An 18,366-nucleotide genomic window follows, 5' to 3' on the forward strand; every position below is an offset into this window, starting at 1 on the left:
ATCCTGGCCAGTCGATGTCAACGTTGACATAAGTCAACGATGACACCCCCTGCGTCCTTCGAGGAGCCGCGCCATGAGGCCCATGCACCGCATACAGCGCACCGCCCGCAGCGCCCGAACCACCAGCACCACCAGCACTGCCCGCACCACCGGCACCGCCCGCACCACCACGTCCCTCGTCGCCGTCACGGCGTCGGCCGCCCTGCTGCTCACCGCCTGCGGCGAGGGCGCCAAGGGCTCGGCCGGCGGGGCCGGGGGCCCGGTGCGGGTCGGCCTGATCACCAAGACCGACACCAACCCGTTCTTCGTGAAGATGAAGGAGGGCGCGGAGCAGGCCGCCAAGAAGTCCGGCGCCGAACTCTCCACGGCGGCGGGCAAGTTCGACGGCGACAACGAGGGCCAGGTCACGGCCATCGAGAACATGGTCGCCGCGGGCGTCAAGGGCATCCTCATCACGCCCAACGACTCCAAGGCGATCGTCCCCGCGATCGAACAGGCCCGCAAGAAGGGCGTCCTCGTCATCGCCCTCGACAGCCCCACCGACCCCCAGGACGCCGCCGACGCGCTCTTCGCCACCGACAACCTCAAGGCCGGCGAGCTGATCGGCCGCTACGCCAAAGCCGTGACGGCCGGAAAGCCCGCCAGGATCGCCACCCTCGACCTCGCCCCGGGCGTCGCCGTCGGACAGCTGCGCCACGACGGCTTCCTCAAGGGCTTCGGCATCGAGGAGGGCGACCCGGCCCTCGTGTGCTCCCAGGACACCGGCGGCGACCAGGCCAAGGGGCAGACGGCGATGGAGAACTGCCTGCAGAAGGCCCCCGACGTCAACGTCGTCTACACCATCAACGAGCCCGCGGCCCTCGGCGCGTACACCGCGCTCAAGGCCAAGGGCCGGGAGAAGGACGTCCTGATCGTCTCCGTCGACGGTGGCTGCACCGGCACCAACGCCGTCAAGGACCGCAAGATCGCCGCCACTTCGCAGCAGTACCCGCTGCTGATGGCGGCCAAGGGCGTGGAGGCCGTCGTCGCGTACGCCAAGAACGGCACCAAGGCGTCCGGTTACGTCGACACCGGCGTCACCCTCGTCACCGACGCGCCGGCGCCGGGCGTGCCCGCCAAGGACACGGCGTACGGCCTGGACAACTGCTGGGGCTGACCGGCCCGCACCGACCGCCCCTCCCCCATCCCTCAGGAGTCTTCGTGACCACCACGACCACCGCCCCGGCCGGCGCGGCACCCGCGCCGCCCGCCGCCGCCGTCGCCGCGCGCGGCCGGCAGCTGCTCACCCATCCCACGGCGGGCCCGCTCGTCGCCCTGCTCGCCGCCTGTCTCTTCTTCTCCTTCCAGAGCGACCAGTTCCTCTCCGGCGGAAACCTCTCCCTCGTCGTCCAGCAGGTGATGGTCGTCGGTACCCTCGCCCTGGGGCAGACCCTGATCATCCTCACCGCCGGCATCGACCTGTCCTGCGGGGCGGTGATGGCCTTCGGCTCCATCGTGATGGCGAAGCTCGCCGCCGACGGGACCCTGCCGCCACTGCTCGCGGTCCTCGCCGGCATCGGCGTCTGCGCCCTGTTCGGCCTGGCCAACGGCGCGCTCGTCACCCAGGTCAGGCTGCCGCCGTTCATCGTGACGCTCGGCATGCTCAACATCGCCTTCGCGCTCACCCACATCTACTCCGACGAGCAGACCGTCACCGAACTCCCCGGGCTGCTCACCGGTCTGGGCGAGACCTTCCCGCTGGGCCGCACCGACATCACCTACGGCTCGGTGCTCACCATCGTCCTCTTCCTCGCCTTCGCCTACCTCCTCGGGCAGACCGCCTGGGGCCGGCACACCTACGCGCTCGGCAACAGCCCCGAGGTCGCCCGGCTCACCGGCATCCGCACCACCCGCCTGCTGCTCGGCGTCTACACCCTGGCCGGGGTGATCTACGGCATCGCGGCGCTGCTCCTGGTCTCGCGCACGGGCGTCGGCGATCCGAAGGCCGGCCAGACCGACAACCTGGACGCCATCACGGCCGTGGTGCTCGGCGGCACGAGCCTCTTCGGCGGGCGGGGCGCGGTCCTCGGCACCCTCGTCGGGGCGCTGATCGTGGGCGTGTTCCGCAACGGCCTCCAGCTGATGGGGGTGGGGTCGATCTACCAGACCCTGATCACCGGGGGCCTGGTGATCCTCGCCGTGACCGTCGACCAGTTCTCCCGCAGGAAGGCCAGCCGATGACCACCCCGCCGAGCGCTCCGACGCCCACCCCCACTCCCGTCCTCCGCGCCCGCGGGCTCGTCAAGCGGTACGGGCAGGTCACCGCGCTCGACGGCGCCGACTTCGACCTCATGCCCGGCGAGGTCCTCGCCGTGATCGGCGACAACGGGGCCGGCAAGTCCAGCCTGATCAAGGCGCTGACCGGGGCCCTCCAGCCCGACGAGGGCACGATCGAGCTCGACGGGGCGCCGGTCCGCTTCCGCGACCCGCTGGACGCGCGCCGACACGGCATCGAGACCGTCTACCAGGATCTCGCGGTCGCTGCCTCGCTGGACATCGCCGCCAACATGTTCCTGGGACGTGAGGTGCGGCGGCGCGGGCCGCTCGGCTCGGTGTTCCGGATGCTCGACAAGAAGAGGATGCGCGAGGAGTCGGCGGCGCACATGGCCGACCTGAAGATCGGGCTGCGCTCCTACACCCAGGCCGTGGAGACGCTGTCCGGCGGCCAGCGGCAGGGCGTGGCGGTGGCCCGGGCGGTCGCCTGGGCGCGGCACGTGGTGGTGATGGACGAGCCGACGGCCGCGCTCGGGGTGAAGGAGTCGGGGCAGGTGCTCGACCTGATCCGGCGGGTCCGGGACCGGGGCCTGCCGGTGGTGCTGATCAGCCACAACATGCCGCACGTCTTCGAGATCGCGGACCGGATCCACGTCCAGCGGCTCGGCCGCCGGGTGGCGCAGCTGCGGCCGGCGGACCACTCGATGTCCGAGGTGGTGGCGATCATGACGGGCGCCCTGACGGTGGAGGGGGCGGGCGGCGGTACGGTGCCGGTGAAGGGCTGAACCGACGACAGGAACGGTGATCATGGCGGGCACCCGGCGACCGACCCTTGCCGATGTGGCGGAGCGGGTCGGTGTGACCCCGAAGACCGTGTCCCGGGTGCTCAACGAGGACGGTCCGGTCTCCGCGGCGACCCGCGAGAAGGTCCTCGCGGTCGTCGAGGAGCTCGGCTTCCGGCCCAATCTCATGGCCCGCAACATGCGGGTGGGGGCGCGCGACTCGACCGTCGGCCTGGTCGTGCCCGACATGGGCAACCCCTTCTTCGGCACGGTCGCGGGCGGGGTCGAGCAGGCCGTACGGGACCGGGGGCTGACGCTCCTCATGGGGTCGTCCGGGGAGCGGGAGGAGGCGGAGCACGCGCTGATCACCACCTTCCTGGCCCGCCGGATCAGCGGGCTGCTCGTGGTGCCGGCCGCCGGCAGCGACCATCGCTTCCTGCGCCGGGAGCGGGAGGACGGGCTTCCGCTGGTCTTCCTGGACCGGCCCGGTTCCGGGCTCGCCGCGGACGCGGTGGTCAGCGCGAACGAGGAGGGGGCGCGCGCCGGGGTGGCCCATCTGATCGCCCATGGTCACCGGCGGATCGCCTTCGTCGGTGACCGCCCGGCGCGGCTGTACACCCGCAGGACCCGGCAGCGCGGCTATCAGGAGGCGCTGGCGGCGGCGGGCATCGAGCCCGATCCGGCGCTGGTGGTCTCGGCGCACGATCCGTACGCGGCGGGGGTGGCGGTACGGCGGCTGCTCGCCCTGGCCGATCCGCCGACCGCGGTCTTCGCGGCGAACAACTTCGCCACCCTGGGCGTGGTCCCGGCGCTGGCGGAGGCGGGCCGCCGGGACGTGGCCCTGGTGGGCTTCGACGACATCCCGCTGGCGGGGGTCCTGGAGCCGGGGCTCACCGTGGTGGCGCAGGACCCGGCGGCGATCGGGCGGGCGGCGGCCGAGCAGCTCCTGGCCCGGCTCGACGGTGACCGCTCGCGGGCGGTCACTCGGACGGTGCCGGTGACGCTGGTGCCGCGCGGCTCGGGGGAGCTGCGGCCCCCGGCGCCGTGACCGGCGAGGGCGGCCGCCTCCCGGACAGCCTGTCCGCCATGCGGACAGCATTCCGCCAGGACCGAACACCGGTGGGAATCCGGCGCTCCGCATGATGCGATGAAGCCATGAGCATCACTCTCACCACCTGGTCCCTCGAACAGACCTCCCCGTCCGACCTCCGCCCGGTCCCCGCGCCGGAGGGCAGGGACCTGAAGGTCGTGCGGGCCGAGGTGCCGTCGGCGGAGTTCAGCCGCTTCCTCTATACCGCGGTCGGCGGCGACATCCGCTGGACCGACCGGCTGTCGCTGACGTACGCGCAGTGGCAGGAGCTGGTGGAACGGCCGGGCGCCGAGATCTGGGTCGCGTACGAGAAGGGGACGCCGGCCGGGTACGTGGAGCTGGACCCGCAGCCCGACGGCGTGGTGGAGATCGTCTACTTCGGCCTGATCCCCGCCTTCCGGGGCCGCGGGATCGGCGGCCACCTCCTGTCGTACGGGGTCGAGCGCGCCTGGGACCTGGCCGAGCGCTGGCCGGACCGGGAGCCCACCAAGCGGGTGTGGCTGCACACCTGCTCGCTCGACGGCGAGCACGCGATGGCCAACTACGAGCGCCGCGGCTTCCGGCTGTTCGACACCAAGGTCGAGCAGACGGAGGAGGTCGCGAACCCGGGCCCCTGGCCGGGCGCGTACGCCTGAGCGCCCGCGAGCGATCCGCGTCCTCGGCCCGAGAGCCGTCAAAGGGGCCCTGAACTGGGCCCCTTTCGCGTGACCCAGACCACACCATCTCGCACAACGAGACGGCTATGTCCATATTCTGGACGAAGCTGGACTGGGTCCAAAGTCCCGTGACACGCTTCCGTCATGTCTGGAACTGGAATTGCCTTGGTGAGTCGGCGGCACGTCGACCTCGGCCGCATGTCCAGCGCCATGTGTTCGGCGCGCTGAGAGAACCAGCACCGCCGCACATCTCTTTTGAAGTCCTGTCCCTGCGCACCGTCGCGCCACCCTCCGTACCGAGCGCGAGTGTGCAGGTCAGAGCCGCCCTCCCGCAGTCCCGAAGGACATATCGCCATGGCCGCCACCCCGGAAAACCCCACACCCGCCGCCGCCCGCCGCAAGGCCGGGCGCCACCGTGGCGAGGGTCAGTGGGCCGTGGGGCACTTCACCCCGCTGAACGGCAATGAGCAGTTCAAGAAGGACGACGACGGTCTCAATGTGCGGACACGTATTGAGACGATCTACTCCAAGCGCGGATTCGACTCCATCGACCCCAACGACCTGCGCGGCCGTATGCGCTGGTGGGGCCTCTACACGCAGCGCAAGGAAGGCCTCGACGGCACCAAGACCGGTGTCCTGGAGCCGGAGGAGCTGGACGCCGAGTACTTCATGCTCCGCGTCCGCATCGACGGCGGCCGGCTGACCACCGAGCAGCTGCGGGTCATCGGCGAGATCTCCCAGGAGTTCGCGCGCGGCACGGCCGACATCACCGACCGGCAGAACGTCCAGTACCACTGGATCCGCATCGAGGACGTCCCGGAGATCTGGAACCGCCTGGAGGCGGTCGGCCTGTCCACCACCGAGGCGTGCGGCGACACCCCGCGCGTCATCCTCGGCTCGCCGGTCGCCGGCATCGCCGAGGACGAGATCATCGACGGCACGCCCGCCATCGACGAGATCTACCGGCGGATCGTCGGCAACAAGGACTTCTCCAACCTGCCCCGCAAGTTCAAGTCGGCGGTCTCCGGCTCGCCGCTGCTCGACGTGACGCACGAGATCAACGACATCGCCTTCGTCGGCGTGAACCACCCCGAGCACGGTCCCGGCTTCGACGTCTGGGTCGGCGGCGGACTGTCCACCAACCCCAAGCTGGGCGTCCGGCTCGGCACCTGGGTCTCGCTGGACGAGGTCCCCGACGTCTACGAGGGCGTCATCTCCATCTTCCGCGACTACGGCTACCGCCGGCTGCGCAACCGCGCCCGCCTGAAGTTCCTGGTCGCCGACTGGGGCCCGGAGAAGTTCCGCCAGGTCCTGGAGGACGAGTACCTGAAGCGCAAGCTGACGGACGGTCCCGCCCCCGAGCAGCCGGCCGGCCAGTGGCGCGACCACATGGGCGTGCACCGGCAGAAGGACGGCCGCTTCTACATCGGCTTCGCCCCGCGCGTCGGCCGGGTCGACGGCACCACGCTCACCAAGATCGCCGACCTGGCCGAGCAGCACGGCTCCGGCCGGCTGCGGACCACCGCGGACCAGAAGATGATCCTGCTGGACGTCGAGGAGGACCGGCTCGACTCGGCGGTCGCCGCCCTGGAGGCGCTCGACCTGCGGGTGAACCCGACGCCCTTCCGGCGCGGCACGATGGCCTGCACCGGCATCGAGTTCTGCAAGCTGGCCATCGTCGAGACCAAGGCCCGCGGCGCCTCGCTCATCGACGAACTGGAGCGCCGCATCCCGGAGTTCGACGAGCCGATCACCATCAACATCAACGGCTGCCCGAACGCCTGCGCCCGCATCCAGGTCGCGGACATCGGCCTCAAGGGCCAGCTGGTCCTGGACGACGACGGCAACCGGGTCGAGGGCTACCAGGTCCACCTGGGCGGCGCGCTGGGCCTCGAGCCCGGCTTCGGCCGCAAGGTCCGCGGTCTGAAGGTCACCTCGGCCGAGCTCCCGGACTACGTCGAGCGGGTCCTCAAGCGCTTCCAGGCGGAGCGCGAGGACGGCGAGCGCTTCGCCACCTGGGCGGCGCGCGCCTCCGAGGAGGCACTTTCGTGAGCGCAGCGAGCGAAACGAGGGATGCCGCATGAGCGAGCGGGCCGCCCCCTTCTACTGCCCCTACTGCGGGGACGAGGACCTGCGTCCGAACGAGCAGGGTCATGGCGCATGGGAATGCGCCGCGTGCAGCCGAGCCTTCCAGCTGAAGTTCCTGGGGCTGCTCGCCCCCGGACTTCCGAGCAACCATTCTGGAGGGGAACGGATATGACGGTCACTCAGGACATGACCGCGGCCGACCTGAAGGCACTCGCCGAGCAGGCCGGCCGCGATCTGGAGGACGCCTCCGCGCTGGAGATCCTCCAGTGGGCGGCCGCCACCTTCGGCAAGGACTTCTGCGTCACGTCCTCCATGGAGGACGCCGTCGTCGCCCATCTCGCCTCCCGCGCGATGCCCGGCGTGGACGTGGTCTTCCTGGACACCGGCTACCACTTCCCCGAGACCATCGGCACCCGTGACGCCGTCGACGCCGTCATGGACGTCAACGTCATCACCCTGACCCCGCGTCAGACGGTGGCGGAGCAGGACGCCGAGTACGGCGCGAAGCTGTTCGAGCGCGACCCCGACCTGTGCTGCGCGCTGCGCAAGGTCAAGCCGCTGGAGGAGGGCCTGACCCGCTACCGCGCGTGGGCCACCGGACTGCGCCGCGACGAGTCCCCGACCCGGGCGAACACCCCGGTCGTCGGCTGGGACGAGAAGCGGCAGAAGGTGAAGGTCTCCCCCATCGCCCGCTGGACCCAGGAGGACGTGGAGGCCTACGTCCTGGAGCACGGCGTGCTCACCAACCCGCTCCTCATGGACGGTTACGCCTCCGTGGGCTGCGCCCCCTGCACCCGCCGGGTCCTCGAGGGCGAGGACGCGCGGGCCGGCCGCTGGGCCGGGCGGGCGAAGACGGAATGCGGGCTGCACGGCTGATGACCACCCTCGACACTTCCCAGGAGAACGACGTGACCGGTGCCACCATCTGGCTCACGGGCCTGCCGAGCGCCGGCAAGACCACCATCGCGTACGAGCTGGCCGGCCGGCTGCGCGAGGAGGGCCACCGCGCCGAGGTCCTCGACGGCGACGAGATCCGCGAGTTCCTCTCCGCGGGCCTCGGCTTCAGCCGCGAGGACCGCCACACCAACGTGCAGCGGATCGGCTTCGTCGCGGAGCTGCTCGCCTCGCACGGGGTGAAGGTCCTGGTGCCGGTCATCGCCCCGTACGCCGACAGCCGCGAGGCGGTCCGCAAGCGCCACGAGACCGAGGGCACCCCGTACGTCGAGGTGCACGTGGCCACGCCGGTGGAGGTGTGCTCGGTCCGCGACGTCAAGGGCCTGTACGCCAAGCAGGCCGCGGGCGAGATCAGCGGGCTCACCGGCGTCGACGACCCGTACGAGGCGCCCGAGACGCCCGATCTGCGGATCGAGTCCCAGAACCAGACCGTGCAGGAGTCCGCGGCGCAGCTCCACGCGCTGCTCACCGAGAGGGGCCTGGCATGACGACCGTCGCCCACGTTCACGACACGACGGACAGCCCGTTCGCGCTGACGCACCTCGACTCGCTCGAGTCCGAGGCCGTCCACATCTTCCGCGAGGTGGCGGGTGAGTTCGAGCGGCCGGTGATCCTGTTCTCCGGCGGCAAGGACTCGATCGTCATGCTGCACCTGGCGCTGAAGGCCTTCGCTCCGGCGCCGGTCCCGTTCACGCTGCTGCACGTCGACACCGGGCACAACTTCCCCGAGGTCATCGAGTACCGCGACCGCGTGGTCGCCGAGCACGGGCTGCGGCTGCACGTCGCCTCCGTGCAGGAGTACATCGACGCGGGCAAGCTGCGCGAGCGCCCGGACGGCACCCGTAACCCGCTGCAGACCGTCCCGCTGACCGAGGCGATCCAGCAGCACCGCTTCGACGCGGTCTTCGGCGGCGGCCGCCGCGACGAGGAGAAGGCCCGCGCCAAGGAGCGGGTGTTCAGCCTCCGTGACGAGTTCTCCCAGTGGGACCCGCGCCGTCAGCGCCCGGAGCTGTGGCAGCTGTACAACGGCCGGCACGCACCCGGTGAGCACGTGCGGGTGTTCCCGCTGTCGAACTGGACCGAGCTGGACGTGTGGCAGTACATCCAGCGGGAGAAGATCGCGCTGCCGGAGATCTACTTCGCGCACGAGCGTGAGGTGTTCGCCCGCAACGGCATGTGGCTGACGGCCGGCGAGTGGGGCGGTCCGAAGGAGACCGAGACCGTCGAGCGGCGGCTGATCCGCTACCGCACGGTCGGTGACATGTCCTGCACGGGTGCGGTGGACTCCGACGCCACCACGCTCGACGCCGTGATCGCCGAGATCGCCGCGTCCCGGCTCACCGAGCGGGGCGCCACCCGGGCGGACGACAAGCTGTCCGAGGCCGCGATGGAAGACCGCAAGCGCGAGGGGTACTTCTAATGAGCACGTCCACCGAACAGGCCACCACCGGGCCCGCGGAGCTGGCGGCGACGACCCTGCTGCGTTTCGCGACCGCCGGGTCCGTCGACGACGGCAAGTCCACGCTGGTGGGCCGGCTGCTGCACGACTCGAAGTCGGTGCTCGCCGACCAGCTGGAGGCCGTCGAGCACGCCTCGCGTTCGCGGGGTCAGGAGGCGCCGGACCTGGCGCTGCTGACCGACGGCCTGCGGGCCGAGCGGGAGCAGGGCATCACCATCGACGTGGCCTACCGCTACTTCGCCACCCCCCGGCGCCGGTTCATCCTGGCCGACACCCCCGGGCACGTGCAGTACACGCGGAACATGGTCACCGGCGCCTCTACGGCCGAGCTGGCCGTGGTGCTCGTCGACGCCCGCAACGGGGTCGTCGAGCAGACCCGCCGGCACGCCGCCGTGGCCGCGCTGCTGCGGGTCCCGCACGTGGTCCTCGCGGTGAACAAGATGGACCTGGTCGACTACCAGGAGTCCGTCTTCGCCGCGATCGCCGAGGAGTTCACGACGTACGCGAGCGAGCTCGGCGTCCCGGAGATCACCGCGATCCCGATCTCCGCGCTGGCCGGCGACAACGTCGTGGAGCCGTCCGCGAACATGGACTGGTACGGCGGCCCGACCGTCCTGGAGCACCTGGAGACCGTGCCGGTCAGCCATGACCTGACGGCCTGCCACGCCCGCTTCCCGGTGCAGTACGTGATCCGTCCGCAGACCGCGGAGCACCCCGACTACCGGGGTTACGCGGGTCAGATCGCGGCCGGCGCGTTCCGGGTCGGCGAGCGGATCACGGTGCTGCCCTCGGGCCGGACCTCCACGATCACCGCGATCGACGCGCTGGGCGAGTCCGTGGACATCGCGTGGGCGCCGCAGTCGGTCACCATCCGGCTCGCCGACGACATCGACATCTCGCGCGGCGACCTGCTCGCCCCGAGCGGTGACGCCCCGGCCACCAGCCAGGACATCGAGGCGACCGTCTGCCACGTCGCCGACCAGCCGCTCGCCGTCGGCCAGCGGGTGCTGCTCAAGCACACCACCCGTACGGTCAAGGCGATCGTGAAGGAGATCCCGTCCCGGCTCACCCTGGACGACCTCTCCCAGCACCCGGAGCCGGGGCAGCTCGTCGCCAACGACATCGGCCGGGTGAAGGTCCGCACCGCCGAGCCGCTCGCGCTCGACGCGTACGCCGACTCCCGCCGTACCGGCTCCTTCCTCCTCATCGACCCCGCGGACGGCACCACGCTGGCCGCCGGCATGGCGGGCGAGTCCTTCGCCACCGCCAAGGCCGTGGCCAAGACGGACGCCGCGGACGACGAGGAAGGGTGGGACTTCTAGATGGAGCAGGGCTTCTACGCCACCTTCGCCAAGGAGGGCGGCCGCGTGGGCTCCGGAGCGCTCGGCGCGGGCCGGGGAGGTGTCGCGCGATGTGCGTGCTGACCTCCGTGCGCCGCTGCGGCGGCGCGACGCCGCTCCACCCGCAACGCCGAAGACTCCGACGTCGAACACGCTGAATCGAGGGGAAGACCTCCCGTGCCTGCCACCACCCGTACCACCCTGCGCCGCGGCCTCGCCGCCGCCGCTCTGCCCCTGCTGATCGGGGCGCTCGCCTCCTGCGGCTACGGCTCCCAGGCCAAGAACGACGAGAAGAAGGTGGCCGCGGTGGGCGCGAAGCTCTCCGCCGACACCGTACGGGTCGGGTACTTCCCCAACCTCACGCACGCCACGGCCCTGGTCGGTGACCACGAGGGCATCTTCCAGAAGGAGCTCGGCGGCACCGAGCTGGAGGTCTCCACCTTCAACGCCGGCCCGTCCGAGATCGAGGCGCTCAACGCCGGCTCGATCGACATCGGCTTCATCGGCCCCTCGCCGGCCATCAACGGCTTCACCAAGTCCCAGGGCAGCAACCTGCGCATCATCGGCGGCTCGGCCTCCGGCGGCGTGAAGCTCGTGGTGAACCCGGACCGGATCAAGACCCTCGAGGACGTCAAGGGCAAGCGGATCGCCACCCCGCAGCTCGGCAACACGCAGGACGTGGCCTTCCTCAACTGGATCTCGGAGAAGGGCTGGAAGGTCGACGCCCAGAGCGGCAAGGGCGACGTCTCCGTGCTCCGCACCGACAACAAGATCACCCCGGACGCCTACAAGTCCGGGTCGGTCGATGGTGCCTGGGTGCCGGAGCCGACCGCGTCCAAGCTGGTCAGCGAGGGCGCGAAGGTCCTCCTGGACGAGTCCGACCTGTGGCCGGACAAGAAGTTCGTCATCACCAACATCATCGTGTCGCAGAAGTTCCTCGCCGAGCACCCCGACGTCGTCGAGGCGGTCCTGCGCGGCTCGGTGAAGACGAACGCGTGGATCAACGCCAACCCGGACAAGGCGAAGGCCTCCGCCAACGCCAAGTTGAAGGGACTCACCGGCAAGCCCCTCGGCGCGAAGGTGATCGACAACGCCTGGCCGTCGATCCGGTTCACCGACGACCCGCTGGCCGCCACGCTCCAGGCGCAGGCCGACCACGCCGTCAAGGCCGGTCTCCTCAAGCAGCCCGACCTCGACGGCATCTACGACCTGAGGCCGCTCAACAAGGTCCTCAAGGCCGAGGGCAGGCCCGAGGTCTCCGACGCCGGCCTCGGCGCGAAGTAAACCCAGTCCGCAGCTGATACCCAGGAGGTGACGACCATGGCCACGACCACGACGCTCGCCAAGGCCGAGGACCGCGTCGGCGCGGTCGGACACGCCGCGCGCATCGAGCACGTCTCGAAGTCCTTCGGCGGACCCGCCGGCGGCCAGCTCGTCCTCGACGACATCTCGCTCGATGTCGCACCGGGCGAGTTCGTCACCCTCCTGGGTGCCTCGGGCTGCGGAAAGTCCACCCTGCTCAACCTGGTCGCCGGGCTCGACCGGCCGTCCGCGGGGTCCATCGACACCCCCGGCGGCCGGCCGGCCCTGATGTTCCAGGAGCACGCCCTCTTCCCGTGGCTGACCGCGGGCAAGAACATCGAACTCGCCCTGAAGCTGCGCGGGGTGCCGAAGGCGGAGCGCCGCCCGGAGGCCGAGCGGCTGCTCGAACTCGTCCGGCTCAGCGGCTCGTACGGCAAGCGGGTGCACGAACTGTCCGGCGGCATGCGCCAGCGCGTGGCGCTCGCCCGGGCGCTCGCCCAGGACAGCGACCTGCTGCTGATGGACGAGCCGTTCGCGGCGCTGGACGCGATCACCCGGGACGTGCTGCACGACGAGCTCACCCGGATCTGGCGCGAGACGCGGCTGTCGGTCCTGTTCGTCACGCACAACGTGCGCGAGGCCGTGCGCCTCGCCGAGCGGGTCGTCCTGCTTTCGTCCCGGCCGGGCCGCATCGCCCGGGAGTGGACCATCGACATCCCGCAGCCGCGCCGCATCGAGGACGCCGCCGTGGCGGAGCTGTCCGTCGAGATCACCGAACAACTGCGTGGGGAGATCCGCCGCCATGGCCAGCACTGAGACGACGACCACCGGCGCCGTCAAGGCCGACGACCTCGCCGGTCTCGAGGCCGGGCTCGACGCCCTCGACAGCGTGCAGGTCAGCAGGACGCCGCTGCGCGAGGTCCTGCTCAAGAAGGTCCTGCCGCCGGTCCTCGCCGTCGTGCTGGTCCTCGCGGTGTGGCAGCTCCTGGTGACCCTGGAGGTCGCCGACGCGGGCAAGCTGCCGTCGCCGGGCGCGGTGTGGGAGAGCCTGACCACCATGTGGCTGGAGGGCACGCTCCTCGGCGTGCTGTGGACCAGCGTGTCCCGGGCCCTGCTGGGCTTCCTGATGGCACTCGCCATCGGGACGCCGCTGGGCCTGCTCGTGGCCCGGGTGGGCGTGGTGCGGACGGCGATCGGCCCGATCCTGTCGGGTCTGCAGTCGCTGCCGTCGGTGGCCTGGGTGGCGCCGGCCGTGCTGTGGCTGGGCCTCAACGACAGCATGATGTACGCGGTGATCCTGCTGGGTGCGGTGCCGTCGATCGCCAACGGCCTGGTGGCGGGCGTGGACCAGGTGCCGCCGCTGTTCCTGCGGGCCGGCCGGACGCTCGGCGCGACCGGGCTGAAGGGTGCCTGGCACATCGTCATGCCGGCGGCGCTGCCCGGCTATCTGGCGGGTCTGAAGCAGGGCTGGGCGTTCTCGTGGCGTTCCCTGATGGCGGCGGAGATCATCGCGTCCTCGCCCGACCTCGGGCTGGGCCTCGGCCAGCTCCTGGAGAACGGCCGCAACAACTTCGACATGCCGGGGATCTTCCTCGCCATCTTCCTGATCCTGCTCGTCGGCATCGCGATCGACCTGCTGATCTTCAGCCCGCTGGAGCGCGCGGTGCTGCGCCGCCGCGGCCTGCTGGTGAAGGCCTGAGCACCATGAACGCCCCTGTCCTTCTCGTCATCGCGCACGGCAGCCGCGATCCGCGGCACGCGGCGACCGTGCAGGCGCTGGTGCGCCGGGCCGGCCTGCTGCGGCCGGGCGTGCGCGTGGAGACGGCGTTCCTGGACTTCAACCTGCCGTCCGTGCCGGGGGTCCTCGACCGGCTGGCCGCCGAGGGCGTGCGCGAAGTGGTGGCGCTGCCGCTGCTGCTGACCCGCGCCTTCCACGCCAAGTCCGACATCCCGGCCGTACTCCGCCAGGCCCCGCGCGGGCTGCGGATCCGGCAGGCGGAGGTCCTCGGCCCCTCGCCGCTGCTGCTCGCGGCGGTGGAACGGCGGCTGTACGAGGCCGGGCTCACGCCCGGCGACAAGAGCACCACCGGGGTCGTCCTGGCCTCGGCGGGCTCCACCGACCCGGAGGCGATCGCAGCGATCGCAGAAACGGCGCGGGAGCTGCGGAACACCGGTTGGTGCTCCGTGCGGCCTGCGTTCGCCTCCGCATCCCTTCCCCGCACCGACGAGGCGGTACGGGCGCTGCGCACCGAACCGGGCGTCCACCGCGTCGCCGTGGCCCCGTACGTCATCGCCCCCGGCCGCCTCCCCGACCGCATCGCCACCGGCGCCTCCACCGCCGACCACCTCGCCGCCGTCCTGGGCCCCTCCCCGGAACTCGCCCGCCTCCTCCTGGAACGCTACGAGCAGTCGGCGCAGGCACCGGAGCGGGTGGCGGTGGCGGGCTGAGCCCGTCCTAGCCGAAGTCGAGGCCGCCCGTGCGGGTGCGCTTGAGCTCGAAGAGGTCGGGGTGGGCGGCGATGACGCGGAAGGCGTCGAAGAGTTCGGCGGCCTTCTCGCCGCGCGGGATGGCCCGCAGCACCGGGCCGAACCAGGCGGTGCCGTCGACGTGGAGGGTGGGGGTGCCGACGTAGGCGCCCGCCTCGGGGTCCTTGCCGGTGTCGTGGCTGCGGCGGACGGTCTCGTCGTGTGCCGGGTCGTGGGCGACGGCGGCGAGTTCGGCGGGCAGGCCGACTTCGGCGAGGGACTCGGCGACGACCGCGTCGAAGTCCTTGTTCTTCCGCTCGTGGATGCGGGTGCCGTACGCGGTGTAGAGCGGGCGCAGGATCTCCTCGCCGTGCTTCTCGGCCGCGACGGCGGCGACCCGCGCGGGGCCGATGGAGGCATCGACGAGGGTGCGGTACCAGTCGGGCAGTTCGTTGCCCTCGTTGTGGAGGTAGAGGCTCATGGCCTTGAAGCGGAGGTCGAGGTCGCGGTGCCGCTCGACCTCCAGGATCCAGCGGGAGGTGATCCAGGCGAAGGGGCAGGCGGGGTCGAAGTAGAAGTCCACGGTGGTCGTCATGGCCCCGACCCTAGATCTCGTGTGGCCCCTGCCTGCGGGCCATTTACGAACTGTCGGACTGGGCCATTCAGCCGGTCATCTCGACGAGTTTGCGGACCGTGTTCCAGTTGCGGGCGGTGACGGTGACGCCCTTGAAGAGGGCGGGCCGGGACAGGGCCTCCCCGAGCTTGGAGCGGCCGAGGCCGTCGGGTGCGTAGAGGTAGACGACGCGGTCGCCGAGTGCGAAGGACTCGGGGGCGAAGGACTCCCGGTCGAGACCGGCGAAGCGGTCCTCGTCGACCGGGCCGGAGAGGTAGAAGGCGTGCAGCTGCTTGCCCTCGAGATCGGCGGCCGGGTAGGGGCAGTCCGCGGCGACGGCGGCGAGGTAGGCGTGGTCGCGGACGAGGCAGTCGACACGGAAGCCGAAGTGCTTCTCGATCGCGGCCTCGATGGTCTCCCTGACGGTCTCGTCGGGCTGGTCGGCCTCGGCGGTGAAGACGGCGTTGCCGCTCTGGAGGTAGGTCTTCACGTCCCGGTGGCCGAGTCCTTCGAGGAGCGAACGGAGCTCGGGCATGGGGACCTTGCGGTGCCCTCCGACGTTGATCCCGCGGAGCAGCAGGGCGTAGGTCGTCGTCATGGGCACACCTTAGGGGGTGTACGGGGACGACCGCCGTGCCCCGTGGGGGAGGGCACGGCGGTCGCCGGTTCCGGAGGTGTCGGGCTACCCGAGGGTCACTCGACGATCTTCAGGAGCTTGTTGGCGGTGCCGGGGCTGGCGTCGGAGATCTTGTCGGGGGTGGCCCCGGAGATCAGCGCCTGGGCGACCTGGTCCGGGGTGGCGTCGGGGTGTGCCGCGAGGTAGACGGCGGCGGCGCCGACCACGTGCGGGGTCGCCATGGACGTTCCGGAGATGGTCTTGGTGCCGGTGTCGCTGTCGTTCCAGGCCGAGGTGATGTCCGAGCCGGGGGCGTAGAGGTCCACGACCGAGCCGAAGTTGGAGAAGCTCGACTGCTGGTCGTCCTTGGTGGAGGACGCGACGGTGAGGGCCTCGGTGACGCGGGAGGGCGAGCCCTGGCCCGCGTCGGAGGACTCGTTGCCGGCGGCGACGCCGAAGGTGACGCCGGAGGCGATGGCCTTCTTCACCGCCTCGTCCAGGGCCGGGTCGGCGCTGCCGCCGAGGCTCATGTTGGCGACGGACGGGCCCTTGTGGTTCTGGGTGACCCAGTCGATGCCGGCGACGACCTGCTCGGTGGTGCCGGAACCGTTGTCGTCGAGGACGCGGACGGCGACGATCTTGGCCTTCTTGGCGACGCCGTGCGCGGTCCCGGCGATGGTGCCGGCGACATGCGTGCCGTGACCGTTGCCGTCCTGGGCGGTGTTGTCGTTGTCGATGGCGTCGAAGCCGTCGGTGGCCCGGCCGCCGAAGTCCTGGTGGCTGACGCGGACGCCGGTGTCGATGACGTACGCGGTGACGCCCTCACCCGCGTTGTCGGGGTAGGTGTACTTCTTGTCGCCGGCGGTGTCGGCCTGGTCGACGCGGTCCAGGCCCCAGGACGGCGGGTCCTCCTGGGTGGCGTTGATGGTGAACTTCCGGTTCTGCACCACCTTGGCGACGGCCGGGTCGGCGGCGAGGCGCTTGGCCTCGGTCTCCGTGAGGCCGTTGACCGAGAAGCCGTTGACGCTGGAGTCGTACGAGCGGCGCAGGGTGCCGCCGTACTCCTTCGCCAGCTCGCTCTTGCCGCTGCGGGCGGTCTTCTCGTCGAGCAGCACGACGTAGCTGCCCGCCACGGCGTTCTCGGCGCCGAGGCCGTAGACCGTTCCCTCGGCGGGCGTGGGGGCCGCGCCGGCGAACGGGCTCGCCAGGACGGTCACTCCGGCCGCCGCGGCGATCGCGGTCGTGATGGCGATGTAACGGGTCCGGTGGACTCGCTTGTGTATGGCCATGAAGAGGGGTCTCCTCGTCAGGATTTGTGGGGGGTTGGGCCGCTGGAAGAAAACTTTCCGGTAGCCCGTTCGAAACCCTGACTCATTGACGAGTGCAAATCAAGGCCTTCACAAGGCTGTGACTTTTTCAACAAGGTTTCTTAATAAGAAAAGGGACGAGTCTTCTCAACTCGCCCCTTGACCCGGGTGACTTACGCGAGCGGCAGCTCCGCCTCGATCAGATCGGCCGCGCGCGTCGTCCCGCCCTCGTGCGCCATCCCCGCCGCGATCTCGCGTGCGCGGCGGGCCACTTCGGGATCGTCGGCCAACGCGAGCACGGCCTCGCGCAGCCGCTCGGCCGTGACCTCCTCCATCGGCAGGTGACGGGCGACCCCGAGCGCCTGCAGCATGTCGGCGTTGCCGAACTGGTCGACCGCCTGCGGCACGGCGACCATCGGGGTGGCGGTGGCCAGGCCCTCCTGACTGCCGCCCGCGCCCGCGTGGGTGACGAAGGCGTCGGCCTCCTTCAGGATGGCCTGCTGCGGCACCCAGGTGTGCACCTCGACGTTGCCGGGGAGGTCGCCGAGTTCCGCCGGGTCGACGAACTTGCCGACCTGGAGCACCACATGCCATCCGTCGAGTCCCCCGAAGGCCTCGACGCAGGCCCGGTAGAAGGCCGGCTGCTTGGTGAAGGAGGAGCCGAGCGAGACCAGGAGGAGCTTCTCGGCGGCCGCGGGGCGCCGCCACTCCCCCGGGTCGGCCTGCCCGGCGCGGCAGGAGCCGACGAAGGTGTAGACGGACTCGTCGACCCGGTCGGCGTTCGGCTGGAGGGCCTTCGGGATGAGGACGAGCGCGCGGCGCGGGCGGGCGATGAGCCGGTCGGGGTGGGTGTCGACGCCGTGGACGGCGAGCCACTCCTCGAACCGCGCGTAGTACGCCTTGCCGCGCGGCGAGGCCTTGAGCTCCGCGAACATCGGCTCGGCGACCTCCTCCTCGTATCCCTCCCAGGGGACGAGATTCGGCCAGAGCGAAAGGGCGGGGACGCCCCAGGTGTGGGCGAGGACGGGGGCCGGGTACGCGGTGATGTCGTGCAGCACCAGGTCGGGGCGGTCCCGGTCGAAGGCCGCCGCGAGCTGCGGCAGGGCCTGGATGGCGTCGTCGAGGAACGGCTCGATGTTGTCGATGAGTTCGGTGCCCCAGGCGTCGGGGTCGTCGTCGGTCGGGAGCACGCTCTTGTAGACGACGGGGGTGGCGCCGGTCGCGGCGACCTTCTCGGCGAACGCGGCGGGGATCGCGTAGCTCACGCGGTGGCCCCGGTCGACGAGTTCGCGGATGACGTCGAGGCTGGGGTTCACATGGCCGTGGGCGGCGATGGAGAACATGGCGATGTGGGAGCGGTGAGTCGCGGTCATGCGAGGGACTCTAAGCGAGACGAGACGTCTCGTCCAATCTTTTCCTCGTCCGCAGCCCCGGGGGGCG

The 18,366-nt window shown here is 71.1% G+C and carries 19 protein-coding genes and 1 pseudogene; 16 read left to right on the forward strand and 4 right to left on the reverse strand.

Annotated features, from left to right (window positions below; all coding sequences use genetic code 11):
* Window positions 1-82 precede the first annotated feature (82 nt).
* The 16 genes from ACFY7C_RS07240 to ACFY7C_RS07315 all read left to right on the forward strand — a co-directional run bounded on the left by ACFY7C_RS07240 (window position 83) and on the right by ACFY7C_RS07315 (window position 14,372).
* Window positions 83-1,156 carry a sugar ABC transporter substrate-binding protein gene (locus tag ACFY7C_RS07240; RefSeq protein WP_389646045.1) on the forward strand — a complete coding sequence of 358 codons (1,074 nt, stop codon included), beginning with the start codon at window positions 83-85 and terminating at the stop codon, window positions 1,154-1,156.
* A gap of 44 nt (window positions 1,157-1,200) precedes the next feature.
* On the forward strand, window positions 1,201-2,220 hold the full coding sequence (locus ACFY7C_RS07245; RefSeq protein WP_389645010.1) for an ABC transporter permease: 1,020 nt from the start codon (window positions 1,201-1,203) through the stop codon (window positions 2,218-2,220).
* Window positions 2,217-3,038, forward strand: coding sequence for an ATP-binding cassette domain-containing protein (locus tag ACFY7C_RS07250; RefSeq protein ID WP_389645013.1), 822 nt, complete (start codon window positions 2,217-2,219; stop codon window positions 3,036-3,038). The genes ACFY7C_RS07245 and ACFY7C_RS07250 overlap by 4 nt, the downstream gene beginning before the upstream one ends.
* A 22-nt stretch (window positions 3,039-3,060) precedes the next feature.
* Window positions 3,061-4,083 (forward strand): LacI family DNA-binding transcriptional regulator, encoded by a 1,023-nt coding sequence (locus tag ACFY7C_RS07255; protein ID WP_389645016.1) that lies wholly within the window; start codon window positions 3,061-3,063, stop codon window positions 4,081-4,083.
* Window positions 4,084-4,190: 107 nt separating this feature from the next.
* On the forward strand, window positions 4,191-4,760 hold the full coding sequence (locus tag ACFY7C_RS07260) for a GNAT family N-acetyltransferase (RefSeq protein WP_389645019.1): 570 nt from the start codon (window positions 4,191-4,193) through the stop codon (window positions 4,758-4,760).
* A gap of 165 nt (window positions 4,761-4,925) precedes the next feature.
* Window positions 4,926-5,009, forward strand: a complete 84-nt coding sequence (locus tag ACFY7C_RS07265; protein WP_352077884.1) for a putative leader peptide — start codon at window positions 4,926-4,928, stop codon at window positions 5,007-5,009.
* A 126-nt stretch (window positions 5,010-5,135) separates the two neighbouring features.
* The gene (locus ACFY7C_RS07270) at window positions 5,136-6,833 is read left to right on the forward strand and encodes a nitrite/sulfite reductase (RefSeq protein ID WP_389645022.1); all 1,698 of its coding nucleotides are present in this window, start codon (window positions 5,136-5,138) and stop codon (window positions 6,831-6,833) included.
* A 28-nt stretch (window positions 6,834-6,861) separates the two neighbouring features.
* Entirely contained in the window at window positions 6,862-7,041 is a 180-nt protein-coding gene (locus tag ACFY7C_RS07275; RefSeq protein WP_389645024.1) for a hypothetical protein, read from the forward strand.
* The gene (locus tag ACFY7C_RS07280) at window positions 7,038-7,745 is read left to right on the forward strand and encodes a phosphoadenylyl-sulfate reductase (RefSeq protein ID WP_389645027.1); all 708 of its coding nucleotides are present in this window, start codon (window positions 7,038-7,040) and stop codon (window positions 7,743-7,745) included. Before ACFY7C_RS07275 ends, ACFY7C_RS07280 begins: the two co-directional genes overlap by 4 nt.
* Window positions 7,727-8,311 (forward strand): adenylyl-sulfate kinase, encoded by a 585-nt coding sequence (cysC, locus tag ACFY7C_RS07285; RefSeq protein ID WP_389645030.1) that lies wholly within the window; start codon window positions 7,727-7,729, stop codon window positions 8,309-8,311. The genes ACFY7C_RS07280 and cysC overlap by 19 nt, the downstream gene beginning before the upstream one ends.
* Window positions 8,308-9,243 (forward strand): sulfate adenylyltransferase subunit CysD, encoded by a 936-nt coding sequence (gene cysD, locus ACFY7C_RS07290; RefSeq protein WP_389645033.1) that lies wholly within the window; start codon window positions 8,308-8,310, stop codon window positions 9,241-9,243. The genes cysC and cysD overlap by 4 nt, the downstream gene beginning before the upstream one ends.
* Entirely contained in the window at window positions 9,243-10,604 is a 1,362-nt protein-coding gene (locus tag ACFY7C_RS07295; protein ID WP_389645035.1) for a sulfate adenylyltransferase subunit 1, read from the forward strand. The genes cysD and ACFY7C_RS07295 overlap by 1 nt, the downstream gene beginning before the upstream one ends.
* A 195-nt stretch (window positions 10,605-10,799) precedes the next feature.
* Window positions 10,800-11,906: an aliphatic sulfonate ABC transporter substrate-binding protein gene (locus ACFY7C_RS07300; protein WP_389645037.1), complete on the forward strand. Its 1,107-nt coding sequence runs from the start codon at window positions 10,800-10,802 to the stop codon at window positions 11,904-11,906.
* Between the two features lie 36 nt (window positions 11,907-11,942).
* On the forward strand, window positions 11,943-12,740 hold the full coding sequence (locus tag ACFY7C_RS07305; RefSeq protein WP_352077635.1) for an ABC transporter ATP-binding protein: 798 nt from the start codon (window positions 11,943-11,945) through the stop codon (window positions 12,738-12,740).
* Complete coding sequence (locus ACFY7C_RS07310) at window positions 12,727-13,623, forward strand: ABC transporter permease (protein ID WP_389645041.1); 897 nt, start codon at window positions 12,727-12,729, stop codon at window positions 13,621-13,623. Before ACFY7C_RS07305 ends, ACFY7C_RS07310 begins: the two co-directional genes overlap by 14 nt.
* Window positions 13,624-13,628: 5 nt before the next feature.
* Window positions 13,629-14,372 (forward strand): sirohydrochlorin chelatase, encoded by a 744-nt coding sequence (locus ACFY7C_RS07315; RefSeq protein ID WP_389645044.1) that lies wholly within the window; start codon window positions 13,629-13,631, stop codon window positions 14,370-14,372.
* Between the two features lie 7 nt (window positions 14,373-14,379).
* Here ACFY7C_RS07315 and ACFY7C_RS07320 read toward each other — a convergent pair whose 3' ends face one another.
* From ACFY7C_RS07320 to mgt, 4 genes and pseudogenes are all read right to left on the reverse strand, one after another.
* Entirely contained in the window at window positions 14,380-14,985 is a 606-nt protein-coding gene (locus ACFY7C_RS07320; protein ID WP_389645047.1) for a DsbA family protein, read from the reverse strand.
* 67 nt (window positions 14,986-15,052) lie between these two features.
* Window positions 15,053-15,601: a DUF1697 domain-containing protein gene (locus ACFY7C_RS07325; protein ID WP_389645050.1), complete on the reverse strand. Its 549-nt coding sequence runs from the start codon at window positions 15,599-15,601 to the stop codon at window positions 15,053-15,055.
* 95 nt (window positions 15,602-15,696) lie between these two features.
* On the reverse strand, window positions 15,697-16,908 hold the full coding sequence (locus tag ACFY7C_RS07330; RefSeq protein ID WP_389645052.1) for a S8 family serine peptidase: 1,212 nt from the start codon (window positions 16,906-16,908) through the stop codon (window positions 15,697-15,699).
* A 191-nt stretch (window positions 16,909-17,099) separates the two neighbouring features.
* A pseudogene (gene mgt, locus ACFY7C_RS07335) lies at window positions 17,100-18,354 on the reverse strand (macrolide-inactivating glycosyltransferase).
* Between the last annotated feature and the right edge of the window lie 12 nt (window positions 18,355-18,366).

Origin of the sequence: Streptomyces sp. NPDC012769 (assembly GCF_042901205.1) — a bacterium.
Lineage (GTDB): Bacteria > Actinomycetota > Actinomycetes > Streptomycetales > Streptomycetaceae > Streptomyces.